Annotated in this window: 12 protein-coding genes; 4 read left to right on the top strand and 8 right to left on the bottom strand. The window is 37.7% G+C overall.

The window, feature by feature from the left end:
- The 8 genes from Q0983_RS02820 to panC all read right to left on the bottom strand — a co-directional run.
- Positions 1 to 564, bottom strand: a 564-nt coding sequence (locus tag Q0983_RS02820; protein ID WP_299548377.1) for a hypothetical protein, incomplete at its 3' end; no start/stop codon positions are given.
- 347 nt (positions 565 to 911) lie between these two features.
- Positions 912 to 1,829, bottom strand: coding sequence for a hypothetical protein (locus Q0983_RS02815; RefSeq protein WP_299548374.1), 918 nt, complete (start codon positions 1,827 to 1,829; stop codon positions 912 to 914).
- A 317-nt stretch (positions 1,830 to 2,146) separates the two neighbouring features.
- Positions 2,147 to 6,550 (bottom strand): LamG-like jellyroll fold domain-containing protein, encoded by a 4,404-nt coding sequence (locus tag Q0983_RS02810; protein WP_299548371.1) that lies wholly within the window; start codon positions 6,548 to 6,550, stop codon positions 2,147 to 2,149.
- A 275-nt stretch (positions 6,551 to 6,825) separates the two neighbouring features.
- On the bottom strand, positions 6,826 to 8,187 hold the full coding sequence (gene radA, locus Q0983_RS02805) for a DNA repair protein RadA (protein ID WP_299548368.1): 1,362 nt from the start codon (positions 8,185 to 8,187) through the stop codon (positions 6,826 to 6,828).
- Positions 8,187 to 9,335: an alpha/beta hydrolase-fold protein gene (locus Q0983_RS02800; RefSeq protein WP_299548365.1), complete on the bottom strand. Its 1,149-nt coding sequence runs from the start codon at positions 9,333 to 9,335 to the stop codon at positions 8,187 to 8,189. The genes radA and Q0983_RS02800 overlap by 1 nt, the downstream gene beginning before the upstream one ends.
- Before the next feature lie 85 nt (positions 9,336 to 9,420).
- Positions 9,421 to 10,380, bottom strand: a complete 960-nt coding sequence (locus Q0983_RS02795) for a lysylphosphatidylglycerol synthase transmembrane domain-containing protein (RefSeq protein WP_299548362.1) — start codon at positions 10,378 to 10,380, stop codon at positions 9,421 to 9,423.
- A 3-nt stretch (positions 10,381 to 10,383) separates the two neighbouring features.
- Complete coding sequence (gene panD / locus Q0983_RS02790; protein WP_299548359.1) at positions 10,384 to 10,734, bottom strand: aspartate 1-decarboxylase; 351 nt, start codon at positions 10,732 to 10,734, stop codon at positions 10,384 to 10,386.
- A 13-nt stretch (positions 10,735 to 10,747) separates the two neighbouring features.
- Complete coding sequence (gene panC, locus Q0983_RS02785) at positions 10,748 to 11,599, bottom strand: pantoate--beta-alanine ligase (RefSeq protein WP_299548356.1); 852 nt, start codon at positions 11,597 to 11,599, stop codon at positions 10,748 to 10,750.
- A 197-nt stretch (positions 11,600 to 11,796) separates the two neighbouring features.
- Between panC and Q0983_RS02780 the strand changes: the two genes are divergently transcribed.
- From Q0983_RS02780 to Q0983_RS02765, 4 genes are all read left to right on the top strand, one after another.
- Positions 11,797 to 12,606: a glycogen/starch synthase gene (locus Q0983_RS02780; RefSeq protein WP_299548353.1), complete on the top strand. Its 810-nt coding sequence runs from the start codon at positions 11,797 to 11,799 to the stop codon at positions 12,604 to 12,606.
- A gap of 24 nt (positions 12,607 to 12,630) precedes the next feature.
- Positions 12,631 to 14,316, top strand: coding sequence for a DUF4270 domain-containing protein (locus tag Q0983_RS02775; protein WP_299548351.1), 1,686 nt, complete (start codon positions 12,631 to 12,633; stop codon positions 14,314 to 14,316).
- Between the two features lie 152 nt (positions 14,317 to 14,468).
- Entirely contained in the window at positions 14,469 to 16,316 is a 1,848-nt protein-coding gene (gene glmS, locus Q0983_RS02770; protein ID WP_299548349.1) for a glutamine--fructose-6-phosphate transaminase (isomerizing), read from the top strand.
- Positions 16,317 to 16,499: 183 nt separating this feature from the next.
- Complete coding sequence (locus Q0983_RS02765) at positions 16,500 to 19,280, top strand: TonB-dependent receptor (RefSeq protein WP_299548347.1); 2,781 nt, start codon at positions 16,500 to 16,502, stop codon at positions 19,278 to 19,280.
- The last annotated feature ends 5 nt before the right edge of the window (positions 19,281 to 19,285 follow it).

Here is a 19,285-nt window from a genome sequence, read left to right as displayed (position 1 = left end):
GCCCCGTGTATCATAAACAGCATCTGATGAACAGGAATTAATAATGCCCGTGACATCTATAGCTCCCTCGTAAAAATCGTAATCCACCGCATCCTGAAGACATAACGTGAAAGTACCGTAGTAACCGGAATAGGAATCCACGGAAATATAATACCAGGAACCGGGAGTTAGATCTTGTGCCCCCAAAACCACATCATCATAAGTACTAATATATCTTTTACTGGATAACTCGGTTACCCCATCGGCCTCCCATAAAGCTAACTGGGTTCTTCTATTGCTCCCCTGGGCACCACCTGTATCAACAGTAATGTTTATGGCTCCACTGGACGGAGCCTGAAATTTAAACCAAACATTTTGTTTGGGTCCGTTGTTGTTCCAGATGCTTCCGGACACTTTGTCCGGAGTGGCGGCTATTGTAGTGTATTGGGCATCGGAAGAACAGCTATTTATAATAGATGTAATATCAAAAGCATCAGTATAATTATCATTACCGGGCTGAGCGTAGCTAAATTGTAAACAACATATTAAAGCAATGTAACAACATTGTTGAATAAGATTTTTCATATTATAATTGTCATTAGCTTTAGGAAACCTAATTCACTATATAACAATACGCTTCAGTAGAATGGATTAAAATACTTGAGGGAAGTATATTAAAATCTTAAAAATTGATGTTAGCGCATCTATTCTTAGTAATTTAATATGACAATATTAATGCAAGCTAAGTAAAAAACCTAGTAAAAATTGATTTTTTTATCGATTAAAAGCATAAAAAATCGTTAAAACACTTATTTTTGTAGGTTTTATCTTAAAAAAGAAGAGTTTTGCATAAAAAAAGCCGGAACAAAACATTCCGGCCTTTTTAGTGTTTTTGGGTTGATTAATTGACTATTACTTTCTTAGTGGAGAACTTAATTGTTATTCGCCGTAGTGACGGTATTAACATTTGTGTCCGGATTGTATCCAATATTATTTGGGTTCTCAACAGCTTCAACAACTAAATTCTTATTAAAACCGGATTTTGTACTCATCCCAAAGTTTGTTAACCTAACCCATGTATGGGCATCAGTTCCTGTGGCTCCATATAACAAATCAACATGGGAGAACTGATCAAACTCCATGTACAAACAAAAATCCGAGTTATCTCCATGGTCTCCTCCGTCATGCGGCTCTCCCTTCCAATCCGTTTCTGGTGATACAAGTGCAGGACTTAACCTGTAAAGTATAAAACCTGATGGGTCCGGTCCATTTACAAAGCCTGCTCTTTCCAAATTAGTAGTTTCACTTAAATTAGCAGTTACTTTAGAAGTGACCGTATACGGATTAAACCCGGAAACTTCTGTAAAGTCTCTGTAGCTCCTGGTATCAATATCCCGTGATTCCAAAACAACATCATATAACACGGCTCGCTTTCCTGCAGGATTAGCGGGTGTTGCTGTTCCTATTTCAACCAAATCAAACGAGTAGGTTACATAATTATCTTTACTGGAATCAAAAGTGCTTACTCTAAGTTCATTATTACAATCTACAGTGTAAGCCCCCTTAATTCTTAAAATGGTAAGCACAAGATCATAATACTTGTTTTGGAATTTAAGAGCTTTGGAATATACCACCTTTTCTCCCGGGCGGACATCACTTAAGTCAGTTGCAGTTAAAGGCGAGGCATTATTAAAATTAATCGAGACTGAACCATTATTGGACAGGTCAGTTATGTCATTACTAATTTCAAGCAAATGAGCCATATCATTTTCGATGGAATCTTGAGCGTTAACAGTATTTATCAGAAATACTATGACGCATAAAAATTTAATAGGTAGTAATTTTTGCATAGGTTAATTGTTAATAGCTTTAGGATTTATTTCTATATACTATAACAATACCTTTTTAATAAAATGGATTAATAATACTTGAGGGAAGTATATTAAAACATTGAAAACCGTTAAAAACACATATGTTTCAATAATTTAACAATACAATATTAGTATAAACGAATTAGAAAACCTAGGAAAAATTAATGTTTTTATCGATAAAAAGCAATAAAATACGATTAAATAACATTTATTGTAGGCTTTATCCTAAAAAATATTTTTGAATATAAAAAAAGCCAAAACATTTTGCTTTGGCTTTTTCAAGGGTTTTCGGTTGGTTAATTGACTATTATTTTCTTAGTGAGCACCTGGTTATCATCAGTTCTAAAGCAGGCTATATAACCACCTGTTGATACGTTGGATATTGCTATACCATTACTTAAAACATCATCAGGTACATCCTGAAGCTCCATGACTGTTTGGCCTGTCATATTAATTAAAGCCATTCTTTTTACGGAAGCATTGAGTTTCTTTACATATATTTTGCGTTCCTGGTTTAAATAGTAAACAAAGTTTGAATCATGGTTTTCTTCTTCAACACTTAAAGATTGTTGCTGAGATTGGAATACAATTTCAAACCTATCATTGAACTTACCCTGTTCTGATGAAAATCCATAAGGGTTTCCAGGTTTTAAATCAAAATACGCTCCGGTTAGGTTGTCCCTTAAGTAAATTTCCTCTGTTTCTTCAATATTTTCTAAATCCGTAATTTTTATTTCAAATGAATTGTTTCCTGAGGATTTAAAGTTTAATGGCACCACTTTTTCCGGCGTCAGTTCGCCATAAGCCTGGATGTTCATATTCTGTCCTTCTAAATTCAGGTTTAAATCATTGTTGTTAACTTCATCACATTCCGAGTCATAACCATAATCATAATCATCTGAAGTATCATTACTAAACCCTAAGAGTAACTCTCTCCGGGTGTCCGGTCCTGTTACGGTATTAAACTCTAAACGAATCTTTTTAAAAGGATTCTCTTCTTCAGTGGTCGTTTTAGCCGTAGCGCTCTCCGCTTTGGATTTGCTTTTAGTATTCTTAAAGAACACAGACCCATTGTTGTAGGTTCCATCCGCATCATCTTCTAATATAAATACCCGCTGGCCGTTGTTAAATTCTACATTTCCATTGGCAATAATTTCCGTGATGAATCCCTGGCCAATTGGCAAGTATCTTGAAGGCACCGAGGTACCATCCTGTGATCCATTGTTAGCACCACTCATTCCTACAAATTGATAGGCTCTTGTGGCACCTGTTTTGTTTACCTGGGCATAACCACCGTTATACTCATCCAGATAATGTGAGCTACCGCTCCATTGTTGCCAAAGTTGTAGCGTTCCGTCTATAACGCCTACATTATCATCAATGAATTTATGAATGTCTAATGCCGATGGGTATGGGTTCCCTAACAGATAATCGGTTTTAGAAACGTCTGCTACAGAGCCTGCCCCGCCAACATCGGTAACACTTACTAAAATGGTCCCGTTGTTTGGTTTCCCCTGGAAAATGTACTGTTGTTCCAGACCGGCATTACCTGTCCCTTTCTGGGTATAACCAACACCCGGACTTAGGTCAGCTGTTGTTGAAATTTGCGCCCAGTCGTAATATGTAATTCCGTTGATAAATGTGTACAACCAGTACGTACCAATATTTCCGCTTGCCGTATAGGCCGATGTAAACGAAATGTCAAATCCTGAACCGTCTTTTAACATATTCAAACTAAACGGCGTATTATTGGCGTTATTGGTTGCGGCATTATTATCGGTTAGTGTGGTAACACCCGTAGCTCCTATAGGTGACGACCAGTAATTATACCAATAAGGGTTAGTAGTTCCTTCCTGGCGTCTTAAAAGTTTTCCATCTGCCGAAGTAACCAAATCACTCGCTTCTGTTTGAATTAGCTGAGAATCTTCCATTAAATCCAGGGTACCATTCAATTCAAAATACCATGAATTTTGTATCAGATGATCCCCATTAACGGTAAGGGTTTTGCTGGCATCAATTATTAATCCTTGTGTAGTATGAGAATTTGACGTGGTTACATCATCTTCTATTTTAACGATACACCAATCTTTGTTATCTGCAATACTTTCTATATCCCAAACATCCCCATGTTCCCAGGTAGCTTGTGTGGTCCAACTACCATTGGCTCCCGTCTTGTACGGCATTGGTGCCGTTTGGTCCTGTATGGTCGTGATATAATTTATATACAACCAATTATCGTTACTTGAGTAATCTGATGTTTTACCCATTTTTATATTGGTCATTGGATAATAAGCTATTAGGTTTGACCATGGTATAGTACTGCAGGAAGGCGAGTCTCCTATATCTTTTGGAATAATGGCTCCTCTCACATTGCCTGAGTTATCCTGTATTTCCTGGTATACCATCATCTGTATTTGTTCTGCCGTCAACGCCACATCAAACACTCGCACTTCATCTATATCACCTTTGAAATATTCCAGATTGGCGACATCTTCTGTTGAGCGTCTTCCAACTTCAAAATTGCCATTGGCGTCATCTGTGTTTTCAATGACTTTTCCGGTGCTTCCAACATTTCCGGTAGCTACTTGCTCCCCGTCAACATACAATGTCATAGCACCGGTACTGCTGGTATAAACTGCGGTAATATGATGCCATTCGTCATAATTAATGGTACTACAGCTACAGCCGCCTATAGTTACTGCCGCATTTCCGGCCGATGTTATGGTAAATGTTGGTCTGTTCCCGTTTTGCAGCCATAACTTACAGCCTGTATCTTCACCGGCTATGGTAATATCGGTGGTATTCCCCGTATCCGTTTTTACCCAGGCCATAAGGGTAATAGTGCCCATGCCGTCAATAAATGAAGTCCTGGACAAATAATCGTCCACGCCATCAAAATCGATCGTAGCATAAACCGGCGGATTTATATCAAACAGATCTCTATAATCGAGATCACCTCCAATGGTAGCATCTGAATCGACATCTCCAAAAGAATTGGTTAAGTCGGCAACATCTCCGGTAGTGACTTCATCGTTAACATCTAAATGAGCCGTAACAGAATCCATGATATCATCAAGACCGTCATTATCGGAGTCCGCATTATTTAGTGTATTGGCATGATTATTCTCTTCTATATCGGGTTTACCGTCGTTATCGGTATCACTGTCTAAATAATCTTTTAAACCGTCACCATCCGTGTCTTCTAAATTAAACAAGTCCGTGCCGCCCATAGCAGATTCATAAACATCATCTAAACCGTTGTTATTGGCATCCGTAATACTAGCGCTTACATTACTGGGTGGAATATATCCAATGGTGGGCTGAGCCTCCACATTATCCGGGATCCCATCATTATCACTATCTATATCTACGGTATCTAAAAAGCCATCATCGTCAAAATCACATTTCGAATTTACCCCAAAAAAGGCCCATCTCACACCAGTACTAGTATCGGTTCCCGTGGCCCCAAACACCAGGTCTACATGTGAAAACCGGTCAAATTCCATATATAAGTAAAAATCAGGATCATCCCCGTGAGTCCCACCATCATCAGGTTCATCTGACCATGTTGTAGTTGACCCTGCTATGGTAGGATCTAACCTGTATAGGGTATAGCCAGACGGACCGCCTGAGTTTACAAAACCGGCTTGCTCCAAATTGGTAGTTGGACTTAAAGAAGGAGTTACCGTAGAGGTTACTGTGGATGGGTTAAACCCAACTATTTCCGTGAAATCATCACCCGAAGAGGTATCAATATCCCGCAATTCCAAAATGATATCATAAAGTGTAGCGGGTGTTCCAGCAGGGTTTCCCGGTGTGGCGCTTCCGGATTCCACCAGGTCAAAGGAATAAGTCACATGATCATCGTTACTGGAATTAAATGAACTCACATCCAATTGGCCGTCACAATTCAACGTAAATGATCCACTAATAGTTAAAACGGTAAGCACAATATCATAATATTGATTTTGGAATAACAGGGCGTTTGAATACAATACTTTTTCATTTGCTTTTACATCGTTCAAATTAGATGCCGTTAATACAGAGGCATTACTGAAACTAATAGCCGCAGAGCATTCGTAATCATCTCTAATACCATCGTTATCATCATCCAGATCTACCGAATCTGCTATACCATCGCCATCGGCATCATCAAAATAACCGGTAATAACAATATTATCTATATATAAGTATTCATTGGAACTGGCATTCGCCCTGAATCTGAACCGCGATGTTGTTGAAAACGAATAAGGTGATCCGTTTGTAGCAGTGGCTATAATATTTGTGTATGTAGTACCATCGTTAAAATCCGTGTTCTCCGAATAATGTAACACATCTGTACTATCCCAATTTGAACCGCCATTATCAGAAAACTCTATGATGAGATCATCGCCCGAATCAAAGCCGGAAGTCCTGAAATCGAACGTTATTGTCACGGAGTTGTAACCGCTCAGATCAATATTATCCGTATAAGTATATTCCCCGCCTTCATCCTCTTCCAAACGAACAGAATAGGAACCTGAAAACCATGAGGTCGAAGTTATTTGACAATCATCACCTCCATCATTCCAAAGGATTCCGGACCAACTGTTGGATTCAAAATCCTCAGAATCAATTACGGTTTGTGACTGAACAGAAAAAGATACGACTAGGCAGAGCCACAAGGCTGCTAAGTATGATAGGTTAATTAATTTTTTCATAGGTTTAGTTTTAAAGCTTTAGGGTACCTATTGACTTGTACTTTAAAACAATACCTTCTAATAAAATGGATTAACAATACTTGAGGGAAGTATACTAAACCCCTGAAAATACATGGTTTAGCATTAATTTTCAGTTATTTAACAGGACAATATTAATGTAAATGAAATAAAAAACCTAATAAAATTTGAATTTTTTATCGATAAAAGGCTAAAAAAATCGCCGAAAAGCTTATAGAGGTAGGCTTTTATCCTTAAAAAATGTAAGAATATTTTTATTAAACAATAAAATCAACCAGATCTTCTATTTTAGAAATACGTTGAATTTTAATTTTGGGGGATTTAAGCGACATTTTATTGTACTTGGACACAAAAATGGCCGAAAACCCTAACTTCTCTGCTTCTAAAATGCGTTGCTCAATGCGTTGCACGGGCCTGATCTCGCCGGATAGGCCAACCTCTGCTGCAAAACAAAAATCGCGTTGTAACGCTTCATCCTCATTGGAAGATAATATAGCCGCTATAACCGCCAGATCAATGGCCGGATCATCAACTGTAATGCCACCGGTAATATTTAAAAATACATCTTTGGCCCCTAACCTGAATCCGGCACGTTTTTCTAATACCGCCAGCAGCATATTTAACCGTTTGGCATTAAATCCTGTGGCTGAACGCTGCGGCGTACCATAAACCGCGGTACTAACCAAGGCCTGTACTTCAATCATTAACGGGCGCATGCCCTCTAAGGTAGCAGCGATAGCATTCCCAGATAGCTCTTCGTCCTTTTTGGAAATCAGGATTTCCGATGGGTTGGAAACTTCTCTTAACCCGGACCCCTGCATTTCGTAAATCCCCAATTCATTAGTAGAGCCAAAACGGTTTTTATTGGCTCTTAAGATTCTGAATACGTGATTACGGTCGCCTTCAAATTGTAATACCGTATCAACCATATGCTCTAAAATCTTTGGCCCGGCAATATGGCCTTCCTTTGTAATATGCCCAATAAGAATAACCGGTGTGGCCGTTTCCTTCGCAAACTTTATAAGCTCAGTGGTACATTCCTTTATTTGAGAAATACTCCCGGAAGACGATTCGATGTAATCACTATGAAGGGTTTGAATGGAGTCTATAATCACTATATCCGGTTCTAAATCCTGAATCTGCTTAAAAATATTCTGGGTTTTGGTTTCGGTTAAAATATAGCAATTGCTAGTTTCAGGATTAATACGTTCCGCCCGCATTTTAATTTGTTTCTGGCTTTCCTCACCTGAAACATACAGTGTCTTATAAGGTAATTTTAATGAGATTTGAAGCAATAATGTACTTTTTCCTATCCCGGGTTCTCCCCCTAATAAGGTTAAGGACCCCGGCACTATACCGCCACCTAAAACCCGGTTAAATTCTGAATCAAGCGTGTTTAGCCTGGCGTCTTCAGAAACATCAATATCATTGATTTTAAGTGGTTTTGAAACACGCTTTGTAGGTGATGCAGCTGGTTTCCAGTCACTTTTTTCCGGTTTTTGGATAAGCTCCTCGGCAATAGTATTCCATTCTTTACAGGCATTACATTGCCCCTGCCATTTGGCGTATTGTGTTCCACAGTTCTGACAGAAAAAGGTTGTTTTAACTTTTGTTGCCATTAATACCCAAAATCTCTTTTTATAGCATCGGCTTTTTCAAGCACCTCATCTTTTGTTATACCGGCTATTTCATCTAGCATATATGCTGACTGATAGGTACGCATGGCTTTTTTAGATTCGCCTTCTTCTTCATAAAACCTCGCTATATAATACAATCCCAAAAGTGTTTCAGGGTATTCTTTTCTGGCTATTTTACCCAAAGCTTCGTAGTATTGATATTGTTCAGTCTTTTCAATGGCCGCCGAAATGGCTTTAAAATCGTTAATTAAAATTCGCTTTTGTATTCCAAATAATTCATTGATCGTGTTGTACTTTTCAACCAGATAGTCCACTGGAGAACCTTCTAATTCTAAAATAGTTTCCTTGTATTCCTTCCTGGTTATAGGCTGAAACACTTTAAAAATACTTTCAAAAGCATTTGGTAAGGCATGCGTTGGCACCGAATAATGGGAGGGTCCTTCAAAACTATTAAAACTATAGGTTAGCTTTTCATTTTCAATAGTTGAAATATCAGTATGTAACGCCTGGGTCATTTGTTTTACAGACTTGGAATCGTTGTTGGTGTGTGCTAAATAATAAAATGTTTTAGCCCCAACTTTATTTAACCGTTCCGGAAGGTAATCTAACATATGTGGTGCTAACTCCGGACTCACAGCTATATAGGCCCTAAATAACGGATTAGATTTTAGCAAGTAGTAATTAATAAAGTTTGCTGTCTCCCCATGTCCGACCGCAATTCTGAAATTAGCCGTTCGGTATTGCCTTTGAATATGCGGAATAAGTTCGGCACCTATAAACTCAAAAAAAGCAGCACCCCTTTCAATAGGCAATGAATTTTGCTCAGAATACATACAGTCATCATAGCGCTTATCAAGTTGATTTATCCCTACCACAATAGCTCCCGGCATATCTTCCCAATACGAATAATAATCAACATTCCCGGCAACGGCTTCAAACATATAATCGCCATCTAAAACCACAAATAAGGGATATACCTTATCCTGATTTGAATTATAGCCTCGGGGTAATTGAATCTTAATCTGGCGTTCTTCCCCTAATGTTGAAGATTGAAACGTCTCGTATTTAACCTGTGAATTTGTAAAGTTTATTGATAATAAAAACAATACACTGCAAAGTAAATGTTTCATCTGGATTTAATGATTTGAGATTTATTTATTGGCAAGTTAATAAATTAACCAAGAGATTAAAAGCAACTGATCTATTTCAACAGACTTAAATACTCTTTTCTCTGTTAAAAACTGGTAGATAAATTAATGACAACCCGCCAAAAATGATAATCAAAAGTGTTTGTGATGCCCACATGATCCACCCAAATGCGATACTAGGGTCTTCAGGGATCCCAAAAATAGCAAATGCCCCATAAATAGCTAAAGGATAGGATCCAATACCACCATTTGTGGCAGCAATACTAAAACTGGCCGCTATAAAGCCGATTAGAATGGCCCCGGTTGAAATACCCTCTAAATCAGAAATAGCAAATGAAGTCACATAAAACATAAGGACGTACATGCCCCAAATAAACAAGGTGTGAAAAATGTAAGCCCACTTCTTTTTCATTTTGAAAATACTGAGCGCTCCTTCAATCAAACCGTTAATAAAGGTCTTAATCTTTAATGCTATTTTAGATGGGCTACGCTTAATAAATCTTGTAAAAATGACCACTAAAACAATCAGACCTACCAATCCGATTATGATTTTAGCAGGATCGAATTTTTCAACCAGGAAACTATAAATAAAATCGAATTGAAGGAATAGTGTTATGGTAATTATTCCAAGCATCACGATCATATCCGCAATACGCTCTGCTACAATAGTACCAAATCCTTTTTCAAAAGGCACGTCTTCATAATTGGTCAAAATGGAGGCCCTTGCTACCTCACCGGCCCTGGGAATGGTATAGTTAATTAAATAGGTTGCAAAAACCGCCATTATACTATTGCCCAATTTAATATTATAGCCCATAGGTTCTAACTGAAAACGCCAACGGTAAGCCCTGGACAAGTGGCTTAACAGGCCCAAAAACATCCCAAGTACGATCCACCAATAATCAGATTCCTTCAGGTAAACAAAAAGTTCTTCAACAGATACCTTTGACAGCGAATACCAGACCAAAAAAACTCCCAGTAATAATGGGAGTGTAATTTTTAGTATGCTTTTTATTTTTGGGCTCAAGGTTTACTTTAATAAGTTGGTCGCTTCGTCAGGAAACACCAAAGCAGGTTTAAAAACTTTGGCTTCTTCAACATCCATTATGGCATAAGTGATTAAAATCAAGGTGTCACCCACCGAAACTTTTCTGGCAGCGGCCCCATTAAGTGTTATTTCGCCACTGTTTCGAGGTCCCGGAATACAATAGGTTTCTAGGCGTTCGCCATTGTCATTATTAACAATTTGAACCTTTTCTCCCTGTATAATGTTGGCAGCATCCATTAAATCTTCATCAATGGTAATACTCCCAATATAGTTAAGCTCAGCACCCGTACATTTAACCCTGTGAATCTTAGATTTTACTACTTGAATTTGCATGCGGCAAAGATAATTAATTTAAGGCGATATTATCAATCAATCTGATATCATCTGCATATGCGGCTATAAACGCTCTATATACTTTTTTGTTTGATTTTCGTTTAACCGGTCTTAAGGTTTTGGCATCAGCAATAATAAAATATTCCAACTCCAATAAATCATGTTTAGAAAACTGATTTTCAACCCATTCCGAAACTTTATTAGCACTTTTTGTGCCAAATAGCTTTTTGGCAGTTGTTAAAGTTTTATAAATAAAAGGGGCTGCTTCCAGGTATTCCGGTTTTAACCTTGTGTTACGCGAGCTCATGGCCAAACCGCTGGCTTCCCTGTAAATTGGGCAGCCTGTTATTTTCACAGGAATATGGTGCTTTTCAACCAGTTTCTTTATGATCTGTAACTGCTGAAAATCTTTTTCACCAAAATAAGCGTTATGAGGTGTCACAATTTCAAAAAGACGTTTCACAATAGTACCAACCCCGTCAAAATGTCCGTGACGAAATTTCCCTTCCATCTCAAATTCAAGTCCGTCAAAATCAAAGGCTTCCGAAACGGCATTACCTTCATACACGTCCTCAACCGTAGGGGCATAAACCAAAATCCTTTCTTTGGACAGTGTGCTTAATAATGCAACGTCTTCTTCTAAAGTTCTGGGGTATTTTTTAAGATCGCTACTATTGTCAAATTGTGTTGGATTAACAAAAATACTAACTACCGCGTAATCATTATTTTGTAAGGCACTTTCAACTAAAGCCAAATGCCCCCTGTGTAAAGCTCCCATGGTTGGTACCAACCCAATAGTTTGCTTTTTGGTTTTTAAAAGCGTAATGGCTTTTATAATTTGTTGTTTTTCTGAGTAAACCTGCACTTTTTAATAAAAAATTAACGCCTGCAAACTTAAGATTTTACAGTCAATTTGCATAAATTTTTGTACTTTTGCGTGTTTTTTATTTTGAATTCACAAATGTGAGACTTGAATAAACAAGCTTTACAAAGTTTCTTTATAAATAGAAATCGTTAACACCTGGTTAAAATGGCTTTTAGAAAGTCAATAAAAACAAACATATGAAAGATAAGAGGATATTGTATGTATCATCTGAAGTAGTGCCTTATTTACCTGAAACCGAAATTTCTTCAATGTCGTTCGAAGCTCCCAGACTTGTAAATCAACAAGGTGGACAAATTCGAATTTTCATGCCCCGATACGGGAACATTAATGAGCGTAGACACCAATTACATGAGGTTATAAGACTTTCCGGAATAAATTTAGTAATTAACGATTTGGACATGCCCCTTATAATCAAGGTGGCATCGATCCCTAAAGAACGTATTCAAGTTTATTTTATCGATAATGATGAATATTTTAAAAGAAAAGCCACATTAACTGACGAAGATGGGCAATTGTTTTCTGATAATGATGAGCGCGCCATCTTTTTTGCCAAAGGCGTTATAGAAACCGTTAAAAAATTAAACTGGTCCCCGGATGTTATTCACGTGCATGGATGGTTAGCCTCTTTGCTTCCAGTTTATTTAAAAGAATATTATAAAGATGAGCCTTTATTTAGCGAAAGTAAAATTGTTACTTCGGTGTATAACCAAAGTTTTAACAATACTTTAAATAAAGACATGGTTAATAAGATTAAATTTGACAACATAAATGAAGATGCCATAAAGGCCATTGAAGAACCTTCATATGTTAACTTAATGAAAATCGCTGTTGATTATTCTGATGCATTGATTATAGGTTCTGAAAATATCCCTGGGGATTTAGAGGCCTATTTAAAAGCATCGGATAAACCTATTTTAGAATACAAAAACAGAGATGAATTTGGCGAGGCTTATACAACATTTTTTAATAATACCGTTTTAAGCTAACCCATACTTTCATTTTAAGTATCTATGAAAAAGACTATTAAAGCCCTTCAAATACCTGCTATTGTTCTGTTGCTTGTTACATCATTTATAGCTTGTGATAAAGATTTTTATGTTTTAGACAGTGATGTTTTAGGAAAGGACAATGCTAATTTTGGCACTGGTGTTGACTCATTAATGCCTATTATATCATACAACAAAAAGCTAGAAAAAGTACAAATAAATAATTTGCCTTCAAACGTATTGGGGTTTTATGATGACCCTGAGTATGGGCCAACCACTGCAAGTGTTATTACGCAAATATTGCCATCCTCCTTCGACCCTGATTTTGGTGAAAACCCTATTATAGATTCCGTGGTACTAAGTATACCCTATTTTAACAGAACCATTGCCATTGATGATGAAGGGTTTGCAGAGTATACTATCAGCGATTCGTTATACGGAAATCCAGTAGATGATATCAAACTGTCTATTTATGAAAACGGTTATTTCTTAAGAGATTTTAACCCGGATAATTTAGGGGAACCGCAAAACTACTTTTCATATGCAAACAGTGGCGATGTAAGTAATAATTATGCCCTAACAGATAATAGTACAATTAATTTTGACAATTTTAAGGGAGCACTGATAAAAGATACCATCTTTACTCCCAGTAGTGATAATATAATTACAGTTGTTAGAACTGATACTGACACCACGGTTACCAGGTTAGTACCATCCTTTCGCGTAAAACTTGATACGCTATTTTGGGAAACCGCTATCATTAAGAAACAAGGTCAATCGGAATTAAGCAACGCAAACAACTTTAAAAATTATTTCAGAGGGCTTTATTTTAAAGCTGAAGCCATAGACGGGAAAGGACATATGATCCTTTTAAATTTCGCTTCCTCTGATGCCACCATTACCATTCATTATTCCAGAGACGATGAAGCTAATGATGGCGAGAGATTGCAGGCCACATATAGTTTTAACTTTAACGGAAACAGGTTAAACACCTTTATTAATGAACACACGCGTGTGGTAGACAACGGCGATAAAACCTTGGGTGATGAAAAACTATTTTTAAAAGGCGGCCAGGGTTCTATGGCAGTTGTAAGCTTGTTTGATGGGATGGTAGAATACACCGATGAAAACAACAATACAACAATCATCTCCGCTTTAGAAGCTTTTAAAAGGACTTACAGAGCTGTGGATGATAAAGGTGAATTTATTACTGAAAGCACTACGGGCGATTTTGTTTTAAAGCAATTACTCAATGAGGCGCATCTCCTTATTTATGAAGATGAAACCTCAACAACTACCATGGAGGATTACCATAAGTACGACAGGATATACGCCTATGATATTGAAAACAACTTCCAAACCATAGATTACACAATTGATCCTACTGAGAATTTCTCCAGCGCGCTTAACTCTAAGGTAATTAGCTTAAGTCAAAGAGATACGATTAACAAGAATTTTAAAATTCGTCTCACGGAACATTTAAATAATATTTTGCTTAGAGATTCCACGAATACCAAAATCGGGTTGGTTTTATCTACTAATGTAAATGTTACCGGTAATTCTGAAATACTAAAAAGTGAAGATGATGTAACGGGTATTCCTACTGCTACCATTTTAGCGCCTAAGGGAACCATATTACATGGAAGTAACGAAAATGTCCCGGATGGCCAACGAATGATATTAAAGTTGTTTTTCACTGATCCTAAATAAGTTAGTCCGTTACTACTTGTAAGTTGTTGTTTATTGAGTTTTAATGGAATTTCATCGTATAAAACAATTACTTTATATAATAATTAGCTCAATTTGGCATTTATTTTACATATTTGTAAAGCTAAAAATCATTAACCCAAACCAAAATACTTATGTGTGGCATAGTTGGATACATTGGACACCGAGAAGCTTATCCTATTATTATTGAAGGACTTAAGCGCTTAGAATACAGAGGCTATGACAGTGCCGGAATAGCTTTATTTGACGGCACCGACCTTAAAGTTTCAAAAACCAAAGGGAAAGTAGCCGATCTTGAAAACATTTCAGAAAAAGAAATCACTAAAACCGGGAATGTCGGTATAGGTCATACACGTTGGGCAACACACGGTGTTCCCAATGATGTTAATTCGCATCCTCATACATCAAATTCCGGAGATTTAGTTATCATCCACAACGGCATTATTGAAAACTATGAGTCTTTAAAGCAAGAGCTCATTGCCAGAGGATATACTTTTAAGTCGGACACCGATACTGAAGTTTTAATCAATTTAATTGAAGACGTAAAAAAACAGGAAGACGTTAAACTTGGAAAAGCCGTTCAAATAGCTTTAAACCAGGTTATTGGTGCTTACGCTATTACTGTGTTCGACAAAAATAAACCTGAAGAAATTGTAGTTGCCCGTTTAGGGAGCCCTTTGGCTGTTGGTATTGGCGAAGACGAATTCTTTATTGCCAGTGACGCCTCCCCTTTTATAGAATATACAAAAGATGCCATCTATTTGGAAGATGAGGAAATGGCCATTATCAGGTTCCATAAAGGCATTAAAATCAGAAAAATCAAAGATGATTCTTTGGTGGACCCATACATTCAAAAACTTCAACTAAACCTTGAAGAAATTGAAAAAGGCGGGTATGACCATTTCATGCTAAAAGAAATTCACGAACAACCAAAAGCCATTACAGATACTTACAGAGGAAGGCTTTTAAGAGATCAGGCTATTATAAAAATGGCCGGTGTTGAAGATAATATGAAAAAGTTCCTCAATGCCAATAGAATCATTATTGTTGCTTGCGGTACCTCATGGCATGCCGGGTTAGTGGCTGAATATATTTTTGAAGACTTAGCCAGAATACCGGTTGAAGTGGAATACGCATCGGAATTTAGATATAGAAACCCTGTTATCAGAGAAGACGATGTTTTAATAGCCATTTCTCAATCCGGAGAAACTGCAGATACATTAGCCGCTATTAAATTAGCCAAATCAAAAGGTGCTTTTGTTTTTGGAGTTTGTAATGTAGTAGGGTCTTCTATTGCCAGGGAAACTGATGCCGGTGCTTACACTCATGCAGGCCCTGAAATAGGTGTAGCCTCCACTAAGGCATTTACTACTCAAATTACTGTTCTGACATTAATGGCATTACGATTATCCAGGGCTAAAGGCACTATTACCAGTTCAGAATACCGTCGTCATTTATTGGAGTTAGAAATGATTCCCGGTAAAGTAGAAAAGGCCTTAGAATCTGATGCTCATATCAGATATATAGCAGATATTTACAAAGACGCCTCTAACTGCCTGTATTTAGGAAGAGGGTATAATTTCCCCGTGGCGTTGGAAGGGGCATTAAAGCTTAAAGAAATATCGTATATCCATGCCGAAGGCTATCCCGCAGCAGAAATGAAACACGGACCCATTGCATTAATTGATGAAAATATGCCAATAGTGGTAATCGCTACTAAAAAAGGACACTACGAAAAGGTAGTTAGCAATATCCAGGAAATAAAATCCAGAAAAGGGAAAATTATAGGTATCGTAACGGAAGGTGACGAGCAGGTAAAAGAACTGGCGGACCACGTTATTGAAGTTCCTGAAACATTGGAATCCCTTTCTCCGCTTTTAACTACAATCCCTCTACAATTATTATCGTACTACATAGCTGTTATGTTAGACAAAAATGTAGACCAGCCCAGAAATTTGGCAAAATCTGTTACTGTAGAATAATACCGCTTCTTTTTGTAAGTAAAAAATTAAAATCCTGAAACGCTTTGTTTCAGGATTTTTATTATTAATTTTATAAAAAATGCAATTTTAAGCCCTTGTTTTTGATAATTTATATTATGCACGCATAATTTTTTGCGATTTTATTTTTATATTGCCCAAATAATTAAAACTAATTCTAGCTAGATGAAAACAATTTTCACTATTATTTTGTTGTTGTTTTGCAGTTTAACCTATTCTCAAACAACTATTTCAGGTTCTGTAACCGATGACAACGGCCAACCTCTTCCGGGTGCCAATGTCATTGTTGTAGGTACTACAACAGGGGTAGTAACAGATTTTGACGGTAATTTCACGTTAACTTATTCTCAAAACCCACCATTTACAGTTCAGGCCAGTAGTGTTGGATTCGAAACCGCTACTCTTGAAGTTACTTCAAATAACCAAAAATTAGCCTTCGTTCTAAAAGAAGGAACATCACTGGACGAAGTTGTAATATCGGCGTCCAGAACACCGGAACGTATTTTTGAGTCGCCAGTTACTGTTGAAAGATTTGGCCTGAAAGAAATTAGAAATACCGCTTCTGCAGACTTTTATGACGGTTTGGAAAATTTAAAAGGGGTAGATGTAAACACCAATAGTTTAACGTTTAAATCTATCAATACAAGAGGTTTTGCAACGTTTGCAAATAATCGTTTCATGCAATTGGTTGACGGCATGGATAATTCCACCCCGGCACTTAACTTCCCTATTGGAAATTTGGTTGGAATGATTGAAACCGATGTCCAAAGTGTGGAATTACTTCCGGGAGCAGCATCTGCTTTATATGGAGCAAATGCCTTTAATGGTATTCTTTTCATGCGTAGTAAAAACCCGTTTGACCATCATGGTATAAGCGCCTACTATAAACAAGGTATTACCTCCCAGGAATCGGCCGGAGACAATAATTATACAGACTTTGGAATTCGGGTGGCACATAAGTTCAGTGAAAAGTTTGCAGCCAAAATAAACTTTGGGTACTTGAAAGGAACCGATTGGGCGGCGACGAGTGAAGTTGATAAAACAACCGTTGGAGGAACAAGAGCTGATTTAAACTACGACGGTATCAACGTTTATGGTGATGAGGTAGCCACAGATATTAAGGATGTAGCTGTGACTCTTGAAGCTTTGGGACGTATCCCCGCCGGTGCTAACGCTTTGGTACCTTCAGTAATTGTAAGCAGAACGGGTTACAACGAACGTGATTTAACTAATTATAACGCAGAAAGCGTAAAATCAGATTGGGGCCTATATTATCGTCCCTGGGAAGATGATTTTGAAATATCCTACGTTGGAAAAGTAGGCACCGGATCTACTATATACCAGGGAACCAATCGCTATAATATTGCCAACTTCTTTCAACAGCAACACAAGTTGGAATTTAGAAACAATAATTTCTTCCTGAGAGGTTATGTGGTTGCCGACAAAGCCGGTGATTCCTATGACATGGTTTTTACGGGTATTAATATTAACAGGGCCTGGAAGGACGACAACACTTGGTTTGGAGAATATACCGGGGCCTATCTGACAGCTACATTAGCTGGAGCCACTGATGCCCAGGCGCATGCAGCCGGCCGTGCTCAAGCGGAGTCCGGCAGGTTTTTACCAGGATCTCCGGAATTCCAGGCAGCATTCAACAGAAGTGTGAATGATCCGGATTTATCAACTGGATCAAAATTTCAAGATGCCTCAAAATACTATCATGCAGATGCCAACTATAACTTTTCCCATTTAGTTGATTTTGCTGAAATACAAATTGGCGGGTCTTACAGAAAATATAGCTTAAATTCTTCCGGAACCATCTATACGGATACCGATGGGCCCATTGATTACTCCGAATTTGGACTTTATACTCAAATTCAAAAAAATATTGAATTAAATAATGCTCTGGATTTAAAACTAACAGGATCAATTCGCTATGACAAATCCGAGTTTTTTGATGGTTTTTATTCCCCAAGAATTTCAGCAGGCTTAACGGTAAATGAAGACCATAACTTCAGAGCATCCGTTCAAACAGGATTCAGAAACCCTACTACCCAGGACCTGTTTATCGGTTTAGATGCCGGTAGAGCGGTTTTGGTTGGAGCTGCTCCGGATAACCTGGATAGATATGTAAGAGATTTTAGCGTAAGTGGTGGTGGTCAAGCCTTAGGGCAACCGGCAAGCATTACGCAAACCGGCAGAGTCGCTTATGAAAACTCATACACATTAAGCTCGGTACAAGCACTCAGCGCAACCGGTAATCCGGCGGTTTTAGAGGTGGCTAATCCTAGCTTGGTAAAGCCTGAACAAGTGTCTTCAGTTGAAGTTGGATATCGTGGTAAGTTTAAAAACTTAATTGTTGATTTAAGTGCTTATTACAACAGCTATAAAGATTTTATCTCTCAAGAGGTGGTTATCTCTCCATACTATGGAACCGCAGGAGACGGTGGATTATCCGTTGCAGCAATTTCAAATAACGATTATCAGGCCTACAGTACGTATACAAACTCGCCGGCAGATATTAACTCCTATGGCGCCTCCGTTGGACTTTCAACCAAGATTTTAGGAAACTTTGATTTAAGCGGGAACTATACCTATGCCAAATTAGATTTTGACAGAGTTAGATTCCCGGATTTCACTACAAACTTCAATACACCGGAACATAAATTCAAAGCTGCATTTGGTAATACAGCACTATTTAAAAATTTCGGATTTAATGTAGCCTATAGATTCAGTGATGATTATTTCTGGGAAGCTACCTTTGGAAATGGCGTTGTACCGGAGTTTCATGTAGTTGATGCCCAGATTAATTTAAAAGTACCCAGCTTAAAATCTACTTTTAAAGCCGGTGGAACCAATTTAACAGGTAAAGAATATTTTACGGCGTTTGGTACAGGTTTTATAGGGTCCATGTATTACATCTCCTGGACCATTAATAACTTATAATAATT

The organism is Seonamhaeicola sp. (assembly GCF_028281565.1).
In the GTDB taxonomy this organism is placed as follows: Bacteria; Bacteroidota; Bacteroidia; order Flavobacteriales; family Flavobacteriaceae; genus Seonamhaeicola.
Note: the sequence above shows the minus strand (reverse complement) of the source record. Positions and strands in the feature narration are given on the sequence as shown.